This window comes from Enterobacter sp. ku-bf2, assembly GCF_001742765.1.
GTDB lineage: Bacteria > Pseudomonadota > Gammaproteobacteria > Enterobacterales > Enterobacteriaceae > Enterobacter > Enterobacter quasiroggenkampii.
The window spans coordinates 17955-30183 of the sequence record NZ_MDVW01000024.1; the positions used below are offsets into that span (position 1 = coordinate 17955).

The 12229-nt window shown below is 54.9% G+C and carries 13 protein-coding genes, 2 tRNA genes and 1 other annotated feature; of the genes, 5 read left to right on the forward strand and 10 right to left on the reverse strand.

Annotation, left to right across the window (positions count from 1 at the left end; all coding sequences use genetic code 11):
• Nucleotides 1–61: 61 nt before the first annotated feature.
• Nucleotides 62–137, reverse strand: a tRNA-Asn gene (locus BFG58_RS22260).
• 103 nt (nucleotides 138–240) lie between these two features.
• On the reverse strand, nucleotides 241–1695 hold the full coding sequence (gene emmdR, locus BFG58_RS22265; RefSeq protein ID WP_139125340.1) for a multidrug efflux MATE transporter EmmdR: 1455 nt from the start codon (nucleotides 1693–1695) through the stop codon (nucleotides 241–243).
• Between the two features lie 161 nt (nucleotides 1696–1856).
• Between emmdR and BFG58_RS22270 the strand changes: the two genes are divergently transcribed.
• Together BFG58_RS22270 and BFG58_RS22275 are read left to right on the forward strand one after the other, a co-directional pair.
• Nucleotides 1857–1932, forward strand: a tRNA-Asn gene (locus tag BFG58_RS22270).
• Between the two features lie 53 nt (nucleotides 1933–1985).
• The gene (locus BFG58_RS22275; protein ID WP_063622051.1) at nucleotides 1986–2321 is read left to right on the forward strand and encodes a gamma-glutamylcyclotransferase family protein; all 336 of its coding nucleotides are present in this window, start codon (nucleotides 1986–1988) and stop codon (nucleotides 2319–2321) included.
• Between the two features lie 47 nt (nucleotides 2322–2368).
• Here BFG58_RS22275 and BFG58_RS22280 read toward each other — a convergent pair whose 3' ends face one another.
• The 4 genes from BFG58_RS22280 to dacD all read right to left on the reverse strand — a co-directional run bounded on the left by BFG58_RS22280 (nucleotide 2369) and on the right by dacD (nucleotide 5773).
• The gene (locus tag BFG58_RS22280; protein WP_008499467.1) at nucleotides 2369–2704 is read right to left on the reverse strand and encodes a DUF496 family protein; all 336 of its coding nucleotides are present in this window, start codon (nucleotides 2702–2704) and stop codon (nucleotides 2369–2371) included.
• 158 nt (nucleotides 2705–2862) lie between these two features.
• Nucleotides 2863–3921, reverse strand: a complete 1059-nt coding sequence (locus tag BFG58_RS22285) for an FUSC family protein (RefSeq protein ID WP_045908595.1) — start codon at nucleotides 3919–3921, stop codon at nucleotides 2863–2865.
• A 92-nt stretch (nucleotides 3922–4013) separates the two neighbouring features.
• Nucleotides 4014–4487, reverse strand: a complete 474-nt coding sequence (gene sbmC, locus BFG58_RS22290) for a DNA gyrase inhibitor SbmC (RefSeq protein WP_045908596.1) — start codon at nucleotides 4485–4487, stop codon at nucleotides 4014–4016.
• Nucleotides 4488–4606: 119 nt separating this feature from the next.
• Nucleotides 4607–5773: a serine-type D-Ala-D-Ala carboxypeptidase DacD gene (dacD, locus tag BFG58_RS22295; protein ID WP_032646438.1), complete on the reverse strand. Its 1167-nt coding sequence runs from the start codon at nucleotides 5771–5773 to the stop codon at nucleotides 4607–4609.
• Nucleotides 5774–5980: 207 nt separating this feature from the next.
• On the opposite strand from dacD, the gene sbcB reads away from it, so the two are divergent.
• Nucleotides 5981–7408 (forward strand): exodeoxyribonuclease I, encoded by a 1428-nt coding sequence (gene sbcB / locus BFG58_RS22300; protein ID WP_169810617.1) that lies wholly within the window; start codon nucleotides 5981–5983, stop codon nucleotides 7406–7408.
• A gap of 123 nt (nucleotides 7409–7531) precedes the next feature.
• On the opposite strand, the gene plaP is transcribed toward sbcB, so the two are convergent.
• From plaP to BFG58_RS22315, 4 genes are all read right to left on the reverse strand, one after another.
• On the reverse strand, nucleotides 7532–8890 hold the full coding sequence (gene plaP / locus BFG58_RS22305; protein ID WP_008499462.1) for a putrescine/proton symporter PlaP: 1359 nt from the start codon (nucleotides 8888–8890) through the stop codon (nucleotides 7532–7534).
• Nucleotides 8880–8942, reverse strand: coding sequence for a membrane protein YoeI (gene yoeI / locus BFG58_RS24470; protein ID WP_100245854.1), 63 nt, complete (start codon nucleotides 8940–8942; stop codon nucleotides 8880–8882). Before yoeI ends, plaP begins: the two co-directional genes overlap by 11 nt.
• Nucleotides 8943–9161: 219 nt before the next feature.
• Nucleotides 9162–10091 (reverse strand): LysR substrate-binding domain-containing protein, encoded by a 930-nt coding sequence (locus BFG58_RS22310; RefSeq protein WP_045908598.1) that lies wholly within the window; start codon nucleotides 10089–10091, stop codon nucleotides 9162–9164.
• A gap of 41 nt (nucleotides 10092–10132) precedes the next feature.
• On the reverse strand, nucleotides 10133–10957 hold the full coding sequence (locus tag BFG58_RS22315; RefSeq protein ID WP_045908599.1) for an SDR family oxidoreductase: 825 nt from the start codon (nucleotides 10955–10957) through the stop codon (nucleotides 10133–10135).
• Between the two features lie 175 nt (nucleotides 10958–11132).
• On the opposite strand from BFG58_RS22315, the gene hisL reads away from it, so the two are divergent.
• Both hisL and hisG read left to right on the forward strand, forming a co-directional pair.
• Nucleotides 11133–11183: a his operon leader peptide gene (hisL, locus tag BFG58_RS24040; protein ID WP_001364200.1), complete on the forward strand. Its 51-nt coding sequence runs from the start codon at nucleotides 11133–11135 to the stop codon at nucleotides 11181–11183.
• Nucleotides 11159–11282: a sequence feature (His leader region), on the forward strand. Its footprint overlaps the gene before it by 25 nt.
• Before the next feature lie 45 nt (nucleotides 11283–11327).
• Nucleotides 11328–12227: an ATP phosphoribosyltransferase gene (gene hisG / locus BFG58_RS22320; RefSeq protein WP_000886595.1), complete on the forward strand. Its 900-nt coding sequence runs from the start codon at nucleotides 11328–11330 to the stop codon at nucleotides 12225–12227.
• The last annotated feature ends 2 nt before the right edge of the window (nucleotides 12228–12229 follow it).

A 12229-nucleotide genomic window follows, 5' to 3' on the forward strand; every position in this document is an offset into this window, starting at 1 on the left:
CGACAATTCAACCCGACGCAGAAAAGCAAAAAGCCTGCTTTAAAAGCAGGCTTTTCAAATTTGGCTCCTCTGACTGGACTCGAACCAGTGACATACGGATTAACAGTCCGCCGTTCTACCGACTGAACTACAGAGGAATCGTGTGAACGGGGCGCATATTATCGATGCGCTCCCGGGATGTCAAAGGCAGAATGCATATTTCCGATCGTTTGACGATTTATTCTCCACTTCGCACAATTGTCAGGCATTTTGTCGCGGATATTTCCACAGCCAGCGCCCGCTGACCATACGCCAGTAGAACAGCCCGCCCCGCACGGCCCAGTCCAGGAACATCCCCAGCCAGACGCCGATCACACCCCATCCGAGCATTACCCCAAGCGTATACCCCGCCACGACGCGACATCCCCACATGCCAAGCATCGACACCCACATCGCAAAGCGGGCGTCGCGTGCCCCCTTCAGCCCGGCAGGCAGTACCCATGAGGCCGCCCAGATAGGCATAAAGGCCGCATTGAGCCAGATGAGGACTTTTACAACCTCTTTAACGTCGTCTTCATGGGTATAGAACGAGGCCATCAGCCCGGCAAACGGTGCGGTTCCCCAGGCAATCACGGTCAGTCCAATGGTCGACAGCCAGAAAACGTGGCGCAGCTGTCGCTCCGCCTGGCCGATCTGCCCTTTCCCGAGCCGTTTCCCGGTAATAATGGTCGATGCAGAGCCCAGCGCGTTACCCGGCAGGTTAATCAGCGAGGCAATGGAGAAGGCGATGAAGTTACCGGCGATCACGTCGGTGCCCATCCCGGCGACAAACATCTGCGTCAGCAATTTCCCGCCGTTAAACAGCACCGATTCAATGCTTGCGGGAATGCCGATCCCCATCACTTCCCAGATAATGGCGAAATTAAAGGGGCGGAAATAGCTCTTCAGCGTGAGGCGCAGCGAGGGGGTGATCCCCGCCATCAGCACGCCGATAATCGCCGCCGCACCGATATAGCGTGAAATGGTTAGCCCCAGTCCTGCACCGACGAAGCCCAGCCCGTCCCACGAGAACACGCCGTAGATCAGCACGCTGCTGATGATAATATTCAGGATATTCATTCCGCCGTTGATCAGCAGCGGAATTTTAGTGTTCCCTGCCCCGCGCAGCGCGCCGCTGCCAATCAGGGCGATGGCCGCCGCCGGATAGCTGATGACGGTCATCTCCAGATAGGTCAGCGCCAGGTCTTTAACCTCGTTCGTGGCCTCCCCGGCGACAAAATCGATGATCTCTTTGCCGAAATAGTGGATCACCGCCGCCAGAACGGCCGAAAAGACAGTCATGATCATCAGCGACTGGCGTGCCGCCTCGCGCGCACGTTTGGGATCCAGCTTGCCGAGGCTAAAGGCCACCACCACCGTCGTCCCGAGGTCAATGGCGGCAAAGAACGAGATCACCACCATGTTAAAGCTGTCCGCCAGACCTACCCCCGCCATCGCCTCTTTTCCCAGCCAGCTCACCAGGAAGGTGCTCAGCACCCCCATCAGCAGAACGCAGGTATTTTCCAGGAAGATAGGCACGGCAAGAGGGGTGATTTCACGCCAGAAGAGAACCCGATAGCTTTTACGTTTTGCATACCATGGCGTGCGCGCGATCGCCTGGCGTAAGGAGGCAGTGACGTTCAAAATGGACCTTAGCGAGAAAAGTTGAAACTCCATTTCAAATAATGGGGGAGAAATGCTCATCCTGCAAAGTATTTTCCGGAAAAAGATGTGTGGATTTACAACAAACTGACGACAGAATCAGCAATCAGTCGATTTTCCCTAAGATCAGGTTTGACAAAACTTTTTTCGCCGCTAAGATAAGCCTCCACAACGATTCCTCTGTAGTTCAGTCGGTAGAACGGCGGACTGTTAATCCGTATGTCACTGGTTCGAGTCCAGTCAGAGGAGCCAAATTTAAAAAGCCTGCTTTTAAAGCAGGCTTTTTGCTTTGCGGATGAGGGAAAATGAACGCTCTGTTTGTCTACGGCACGCTGCGCCCGGGCCACTCAAATGCGCATATTCTTGAAAACATTGGCGGCGAATGGCTGGCCGGTTTCGTCTCCGGTACGTTCTACGAACGCGGCTGGGGCGCTGCGGCGGACTTCCCGGGGATCGTGCTCCACCCCGATGGCCCCCGCGTCGAAGGCTATCTGTTTATCTCTGATCGCCTTGCCACACACTGGTCAATGCTGGATGAGTTTGAAGACGGCTACGATCGGGTTGAGGTCACGGTGACCACCTCTGAAGGCAAGCAGGTTCAAGCCTGGATTTACCAGCTACAGCCGCGTTCTGAACCATAAAAAAAGGCTCTCTGTCACCAGAGAGCCTTTTTCACTATTCGCTGCGATTACTCGCTTTTTGCTTCGCCGTTTTTGATTTCGCCCATCACTTTCAGCTTTTTAGAGATGTCACGACGCTCTTTGGACAGCTCAGCATTTTTGATGATGTAGTCATCAACACGGTCTTCATAGTCGCTCTTCATGCTGGCGATGATGCCCTGAATAGCTTCAACGCTCATGCCTGGCTTGATGTAGTCGCTCAGGTTGTCGAGCAGCAGAACACGTTTCTGGTTGTCACGGATCTTCTTCTCAACGTCCTGGATTTCACGCTGCAGTTTGTTTTTGCGGCGGAACAGGCGGACGAATTCCAGAACATCCTGGAACGAAGGCTTGGTAGTTTCCATTTTTACACCCCTGATAATGTGAGATTCGGATTCGTTAAAGCAACCGTTGTAACAATAACCTTACTGACAGCGGCCGCGAATGACAATGAGTATATCGTTTAAAGCTATCATAACCCCAATTGCTGCTGAATCGAAGCAGCAGGCGTCACATACGCCTTTTATTTGCGCAGCGCCCGGCAAATCAGGTGCGATAACAGCTCAAGCTGCCGCGCCAGTTCCATGCTCAGCCAGACGTAGCCATGAATAGGTGTTTCCGCCACGTTATCGCTCTGGCGCTCATTGATTAACTGCTTCAGTTCCGCGACGATCTCGTTCAGTCGCTCGCTGTTGGCCAGTATCGGCTGCGGGTTCCCTTCATAGAGCGCATGGGCGATGGTCAACAGCGTTTGCTGCGTCATCTGCTGGGTCTCTTTGAGAGTCTGCGCGTTAAGCATCAACAGATGGCTGGGTCGCGTGGCCCAGTGTGCGTTGATTTGCAGTTCAAGCATGCAGACCAGATTGCGGCTCACCGTCTGAATAGCTTCGAAAATTGATTTCTGAATATGCGTTTCTTTGCTGGCTGGCGTGATCAAGCCGCGCATTTTGACCACGTCGTTAAGGATGGTTTGCAGGTGCTTTTCCAGGCGCGGGCGCTCAACCAGATTCGGGGAAAAACCGGCCTGATAGACGCGGTTAAACGCAGTGACGTAGCTGGCCATCTGAATACGCCAGTGCAGAAAAGCGCGCTGCGGCCAGATACCGGTGAAGAGCATCGCCAGCAGTGAACCCAGGATGACATCCCCGCTTCGCCACAGCGCCGTGGTCATATCCCCGGCGGGTGCACCGACCACCACCGCGAGAGTAATACCGATCAGCAGCGCCTGATAAGGCTTTTTACCCAACGCCAGCCAGCCGCACAGGAACATGGCGGCACCGCACCATGCCAGCATGACCGGGAACGAGATCAGCTCCAGCTTCAGGGCAATAAGCCCCAGGGCCGAACCTAACACGGTCCCGCCAATACGCTCCAGAGCGCGCGGGACAACGTTGCCCCAAAACGAGATGGGCCCCATCACCACCACCAGCGTGATCAGCGGCCACGTTCCTTCCGGAACCTCCAGCAAACGCACCAGGACAAACGTCAACACGAACGCCAGCGCGATGCGACACCCGTGCACCACGCGGTAGTGTTTGTACAACCGAATTTCAAAAGGGGTTAATGATTTGTCGGGACGCACACCCGCTCTCCAGCTACACGGCAAAGCACAATTGTACTGTGTTTTCAGCCGGGTGGATCGCTCCCGGCTGAAAAACCCTTCACTTAGCAGGCTTAAACCGTTTTGTGCTCGACGGCGATATACATTTCGATATCCCAGTAGCCGTCCGCATTGCCGTCATTGAGATAGCGCTCGAAGCAGGGTTTGAGCGCCATCTGGTACTTATTGTCCTGCAGCAGGGAATTGAAGAACTGATACCACGGCGTGGCGAAGTCGTAGTTTTCCACGCGCGCCGTCGCCACGGCATAATCCCCGGCCGCGATTTCCGTCATCATGACGCCTTCGCTGTTTTCCGGGATGACGAAATCATCCGGTACCGTCACGGCCGTATCACAGCGCAGTTTTTCTGCCGGGACTTCATCCGGGTTATCGTAATAGACTGCCACCCACTCCAGCGGCTCAATGTGACGCCCGTCGACCCACATGACCAGCTGTTCAAAGCCCTGTTTTACCGTGTGTTCCCACGGGCCGACCAAATGAAAACCGGCAATCTTACGTTTCTGTTGCTGCGTAATGCTGTAGTCCATACTGCCTCCGCTCATCACTGTATATTTATACACTATAAAACGGGATTATGATTATCAGCAAACGAGGAGTGTTTATTATGTGAGCAGACTCGCAACCCTGCCAGTCTGCTCAGCAGCATTTAAAGCGTGTGATGCAGATAATCGCTCAGACGAGAGAACAGGCCGCCTTTATCAACGGCCTCCAGCGTGACCAGCGGCCAGTGGGCTACCACCTTGTCGCGGTCATAGAGCTGAATCTCCCCAACCCGCTGATGCGCAGCAATCGGCGCTTCCAGCTCTTTTTTATCCAGAACGTACTTGGCTTTGATGTTGGGAACCTCCGCTTTCGGCAAGGCCAGCCAGAAGTCCTGATCGGTGCCCAGTTTCACCTGCTCCTTATCGCCGTACCAGATGCGCTCTGTCCCCACTTTTTTACCGCTATGCAGGATCTGCACCGTATCGAAATTCTGCTGCCCCCAGTGCAGCAGTTTCCGGGCCTGGTCCTCACGCCCTTTCGGGCTATCCGCCCCCATCACCACCGCGATTAACCGGCGCTGGCCGTCTACGGCAGACGCAATCAGGTTAAAACCGGCCCCTGAGGTATGCCCCGTTTTCAACCCGTCCACGTTCATGGTCTTATCCCAGAGCAGGCCGTTACGGTTTTGCTGGGTGATTCCGTTCCAGGTCAGGCTTTTTTCGCTGTACATATGATAAAACTCAGGCTCGCCGTGGATGATGGCCCGGGAGAGAACGGCCAGGTCATACGCCGAGCTGTGCTGGCCCGGCGCGTCCAGCCCGTGGACGGTTTCAAAATGCGTATCGCGCAGGTTCAGCTTCTGCACGTAGTCGTTCATCATCTTCACAAACTGCGGCTGCCCGCCCGCCACGTGATCGGCCAGCGCCACGCAGGCGTCGTTGCCGGAATCGACAATCAGGCCGCGGCTCAGATCGCGCACGGAGACGCGATCGCCCTCTTTCAGGAACATCAGCGATGAACCGTCAAACACCGGGTTCCCTTTTGCCCAGGCATCACGTCCTACGGTGACGATGTCATCCGGGGTAATGCGGTGGCTATCAATGGCCCGATCCACCACATAGCCCGTCATCAGCTTGGTCAGGCTCGCCGGATTACGTTGTTGATGTTCGTTGCCCGCCGTTAAAATCTGACCAGTCGTGTAATCCATCAGCACCCAGGAGCCCGCCTGAATGGCCGGAGGCTGCGGCGAAAAATCCAGTGGTTCGGCCGCAAAAGCAGATGAGACACTCGAAGCGAGTAAAGAAACAGCAATAAACAGACGGCGTTTCAACGGTATATCCTCAGGTCATTAAAAATCGATGACCTTTTTACGGGAGTTCTGATGTCGTTACCTGGCTTAATTGCAAAAAAATGTGACAGAACGCAGATTTTTCTCTGAAGCTGGCGCGCAAATTTGCGACGCGGCGGCGCTTTTTATTCGGTCTGACCCGCACGATCGTTTACCATAGTGACGTCATTTTTTAACAGGATGGTATTACTGGTGTCTGACTCTGCCGCTCGCCCGACTTTTTTGTTCCACGATTACGAAACCTTTGGCACGCACCCGGCGCTGGACCGACCGGCGCAGTTTGCCGCCATCCGTACCGACGACGAATTCAACATCATTGGCGAGCCCGAGGTCTTTTACTGCAAGCCTGCGGATGACTATCTGCCGCAGCCCGGCGCGGTCATGGTCACCGGGATCACCCCTCAGGAAGCGCGGGAAAAAGGCGTTAACGAGGCAGAATTCGCCCGACGCATCCACGACTTATTTACCGTCCCCAACACCTGCGTGGTCGGTTATAACAACATCCGCTTCGATGACGAAGTGACGCGCAACATCTTCTATCGTAACTTCTACGATCCCTATGCCTGGAGCTGGCAGAACCGCAATTCTCGCTGGGATTTGCTCGACATCATGCGCGCCTGCTACGCCCTGCGTCCTGAGGGCATTCACTGGCCAGAAAATGAGGAAGGGCTGACCAGCTTCCGGCTGGAACACCTGACGCGCGCCAACGGCATTGAGCACAGCAATGCCCACGACGCGATGGCGGACGTCTATGCCACCATTGCCATGGCGAAGCTGGTGAAAAGCGCGCAGCCACGACTGTTCGAGTATCTGCTCAGCCATCGCAGCAAGCAGAAGCTTATGACCCTTATCGACGTACCGCAGATGAAACCCCTGGTGCATATTTCCGGCATGTTTGGCGCATGGCGCGGCAATACCAGCTGGGTTGCGCCGCTGGCGTGGCATCCGGACAACCGTAATGCGGTCATCATGGTGGATTTGGCGGGCGATATTTCACCGCTGCTGGAGCTCGACAGCGATACCCTGCGTGAACGGCTGTACACGCCGAAGAATGAACTCGGCGATCTGCCTGCGGTGCCGGTCAAACTGGTGCATATCAATAAATGTCCGGTCCTGGCGCAGGCGAATACGCTGCGCCCGGAAGATGCTGACAGGCTGGGCATAAACCGCCAGCACTGCCTCGATAATCTCAAAGTGCTGCGTGAAAATCCGCAGGTGCGCGAGAAAGTGGTCGCCATCTTTGCCGAAGCCGAGCCGTTCGTGCCGTCTGAAAACGTGGACGCCCAGCTCTATAACGGTTTCTTCAGTGATGCCGATCGCGCGGCCATGAATATCGTTCTGCAAACCGAGCCGCGTAACTTACCGGCGCTGGATATCACCTTCGCTGATAAGCGCATCGAAAAGCTGATGTTTAATTACCGCGCGCGTAATTACCCGGGAACCCTGGATGAAGCAGAGCAGGAACGCTGGCTGCAGCACCGTCGCAACGTGTTTACGCCAGAGTATCTGCACAATTACGCCCAGGAGCTGGAAATGCTTTATGGCCAATATGAAGGGAATGCTGAGAAACAGGCGCTGCTGAAATCCCTGTACCAGTACGCGCAAGAGATAGTTTGATCGATGGGTATAAAAAAGCCGGAGGCGATGTCTCCGGCTTTTTTTTTGCCCGGTGGCGCTGCGCTTACGCGGGCCTACGGGGTATGTAGGTCGGGTAAGGCGTAGCCGCCACCCGACACAGTCTTACGCGACGTCTTCGTACTGAGGAACCGGGTTACGGAAGCTCTTCGTGACGCAGGCCAGGTAAACCAGGCCGATACCCGCCCAAATCAGGCCAAGCACCATCGAGCTCTCTTCCAGGTTAACCCACAGCGCGCCCACGGTCAGGGCACCACACATCGGCAGGAACAGATACTGGAAGTGATCTTTCAGCGTCTTGTTACGCTTTTCACGGATCCAGAACTGAGAGATAACCGACAGGTTAACAAAGGTGAACGCCACCAGCGCACCGAAGTTAATCAGCGCCGTTGCCATCACCAGGTCAAAGTTAATCGCCAGAAGCGCGATCGCACCGACCAGGATAATGTTCATCGCCGGGGTACGCCAGGTTGGATGCACGTAGCCGAAGAAGCTTTTCGGGAATACGCCATCGCGGCCCATTACGTACATCAGACGCGCAACGCCTGCATGCGCGGCCATACCGGACGCCAGTACGGTTATGGTGGAGAAGATCAGCGCGCCGACCTGGAACGCTTTACCCGCCACATACAGCATGATTTCCGGCTGAGACGCATCCGGATCCTTGAAGCGAGAGATATCCGGGAAATACAGCTGCAGGAAATAGGTTGAGAAAATAAAGATCAGACCGCCAATCAGCGCCGTCAGGAAGATGGCACGAGGAATCACGCGCTCTGCATCTTTCGTTTCTTCAGACAGGTTGCTGATCCCGTCAAAACCGGTAAAGGAGAAGCACAGAATGGTTGCCCCGGTAATCATCGGGATCACATGCGCATCACCAGACCAGAACGGTTTGCTGCTCGCCAGGGTGCCCGCGCCTTCGCCGTGGAATACGCCGTAAATAACCATGCCAAGAATAACCGCAATCAGCACAACCTGAAGCACAACGATAACAGAGTTAAAGTTGGCAACGGACTTGATGCTGCGCAGATTAAAGGCCGTCATAAAGGCCACCAGCGCCACGACGAACATCCACGAGGGAATCGATGGCACCAGCGCTTCAAAATAGATTTTTGCCAGCAGAATGTTGATCATCGGCGCGAACAGGTAATCGAGCAACGAAGACCAGCCCACCATAAAGCCAACCGTCGGGCTGATGGATTTCTGGGCATAGGTGTAGGCGGAACCCGCAGACGGATAGCGACGCACCAGTTTACCGTAGCTCAGCGCGGTAAAGAGGATCGCAATCAGCGCGAAGCCGTAAGCCGTCGGCACATGACCGTCGGTGAGGCCTGATACGATACCGAATGTATCGAACAGCGTCATCGGTTGCATATAGGCCAGGCCCATCATAACAACCGGAATCAACGTAAGCGTTTTACGTAATTCCACGCGAGAGGTGTTTGGAGTTGCGTTATGCGACATAGTTAATCTCCTTTACGGTGATAACCGCCACGTAAGCGAAAAATTGCCCCATTTCTTTCTTCCTCAGCGACAACAACTGTCGGATTTTAGTAAATATCTATCCGGTACGAAGCCCGGCCTCTTGGTTTTTAGTTTCGTTTCGTACATGCAAAAAAAAATAACCGACGCCTTTTATATCGTCGATTATTCATTTGGTTGCAGCGGCCGCATTTTGCCCCACATCGGATACAAAAGGCAATACTTTGCAACGCAGCGGGTAATTTTCTTTTTTCTAACTGGCTGATTTCTCGGCACTGCCCTGAGCATATACAGCAGCGATAGCACTATTTGCTAAAATTTCGTCCCGCCACCAGGCGCTGGCGAGCCCGGCGGTCTGTTCATTCCAGCCCACCCATACCGATTCATGGCTGTTTTGAGCAAGTACCTGTTTTTCAACAAGCGCACCGCTGTCAATGTACCGCTGTGCCAGATAGCGGGGTAAATAGCCGCAGCCCAGACCGCTGATTTGCAGCTCCAGCTTGGTTTTAAAGTCGAAAACGGTGATGGCCTCCTGCTCGTCAAGCAGCTGCGAGGAAACCGCACATTCCGGGCGAGAGCTGTCCCCGACCACGATGGCGCGGTAGCCTTTAATCACGCGGCGGTTAAGCGGCTCAGCTTCCTGAGCCAGCGGATGATGGGGCGCTACGGCGAACACCTGCTCCAGCACGCCCAGACGCGCAAAGCCAAACTCACTCAACTGGGGAGGCTCGTGGAGTGCACCGACAAAAATATCCGCCCTGCCCTGGGTTAGGGCATCCCAGGAGCCCCCCAGCACGCCGTTGATAAAGATCAGCCGCGTCACGCTGTGGTGTTGATAGAAGGCCTCAATCAGCGGCGTCAGGAGAGAAAACGGGAAAGTGTCATCCACGCCAATCACCAGCTCGTTTTCCCATCCCTGGTGAAGTTTGACGGCCTGTTTTTCGAGTTCACGAACGGTATGGAGGACTTCACGGCCTTTTTCCAGCAGCATCTGTCCGGTGCGGGTAAAACGGGCGCGATGCCCGGAGCGATCGAGGATCTGGATATTGAGGTCGCTTTCCAGTTTTTGGACGGTATAGCTCAGGGCCGAAGGGGTTTTGTAGAGCTTTGCCGACGCAGCGGCAAAGCTTCCCTCTTTTTCCAGTGCATCCAGAATAATAAGAACATCCAGCAGCGGTTTCATGCTCGCCCCCTTTCGGTGTGCGACGGTCTCCGCTGCGGGATTTATTCCATGGGCATCACCAGCGGATCGGGATACTGATACTCAAACCCCAGCTCATGACAAATGCGATTGCCATCAACAATTTTGCCTTTACTGCCATCCTTTGCCTCACCAAAGACCGGCGGAGCCAGGCCCAGCTGACGTGCCATCAGCGGGTAAAACGTGCTGCGCGCCGGATGAGACGGTGCACATATATTATAGATGTGTCCGCCTTTCGGAGCCTGTAAGAGTAGCTCAATCGCGCCAACCACATCATCAAGATGCACAAGATTGACAACATGTTGGCCATCTGGCGCCGACTTCCCGGCAAAAAAGCGTCCCGGATGACGACCGGGGCCTACCAGCCCCGCCAGACGTACGATATCAACCTGAGTGCCGGGAAGATGATGCAGCCAGTCTTCCAGCTCTTTCAGAACCTGACCGCTCGCCGTAACGGGACGGCGCTCGGAAGTCTCTTTTACCACGCCCTCAACCTCACCATACACCGACGTCGAACTGGTAAAAATAATGCGCGGAACATGATGCGCCAGCGCGCTGTCGACAATCTCCTGCATCGCCTGCAGGTAAAATGATTCGCCCGGGCCGCTGCGCCGCGCGGGTAGCGTAATCACCAGCGCATCGACGTTCATCAGGGTGTCCAGATCGTCCGCATCACACACCAGTTCCGGCTCCAGACGCAGTTCAACGCCATCAATACCGCACATGCGCGCCGCTTCGACCCCATCTCGGGTGGTCTTACTCCCGGTCACCTGCCAGCCTTTCGCGGCTAATGACATCGCCAGCGGCATTCCCAGCCATCCTAAACCGACAATCGCAACCTTTTTCATGCGAATTCTCCTGACTCTTACTCGTCTTTCATAAGGCTACGCCAGCCCGGCAGAACACACAATTCATAGCATCAATATGAAATGAATTAATGATCAAAAAAAGCCCTTGCAATATGTCGCACAACTGGTTTAGGTTAAAAGACATCAAATGAATAAGCATTCATCGAGAATTTATATGACACGCGTTCAATTTAAACACCACCATCATCACCATCATCCTGACTAGTCTTTCAGGCGATGTGTGCTGGAAGACGTTTGGATCTTCCAGTGGTGCATGAACGCATGAAAAAGCCCCCGGAAGATCTTCTTCCGGGGGCTTTTTTTTGGACCGAATTCAGACAGGTTAAAACAGGTTAACGAGGAATAAAGAATGTTAGATAACTCACGTTTACGCATAGCTATTCAAAAATCAGGCCGTTTGAGTGACGATTCACGCGAACTGCTGGCCCGCTGCGGGATTAAAATTAACCTGCACACCCAGCGCCTGATTGCTCTGGCTGAAAACATGCCCATCGACATTCTGCGCGTGCGTGATGACGATATTCCCGGCCTGGTCATGGATGGCGTAGTTGACCTCGGCATCATCGGCGAAAATGTACTGGAAGAAGAGCTGCTGACCCGCCGCGCGCAGGGCGAAGACCCGCGTTACTTCACCCTGCGTCGTCTGGACTTCGGCGGCTGCCGCCTGTCGCTGGCAACGCCGGTTGATGAAGCGTGGGACGGCCCGGCCGCGCTGAACGGCAAACGTATCGCCACCTCCTACCCTCACCTGTTAAAGCGCTATCTGGATCAGAAAGGCGTGCAGTTTAAATCCTGTCTGCTGAACGGTTCTGTTGAAGTGGCGCCGCGTGCGGGTCTCGCGGATGCCATCTGTGACCTGGTCTCTACCGGCGCAACGCTGGAAGCGAACGGTCTACGCGAAGTGGAGGTGATCTACCGCTCCAAAGCGTGCCTGATTCAGCGTGACGGCGAGATGGCCGACGCTAAGCAGCAGCTGATCGACAAACTGCTGACCCGTATTCAGGGCGTGATTCAGGCGCGTGAATCCAAATACATCATGATGCACGCCCCAACCGAGCGTCTGGATGAAGTCATTGCCCTGCTGCCGGGCGCCGAGCGCCCAACCATCCTGCCGCTGGCGGGCGATCAGCAGCGCGTGGCGATGCACATGGTGAGCAGCGAAACCCTGTTCTGGGAAACCATGGAAAAACTGAAGGCGCTGGGCGCAAGCTCCATCCTGGTGCTGCCGATTGAGAAGATGATGGAGTAATG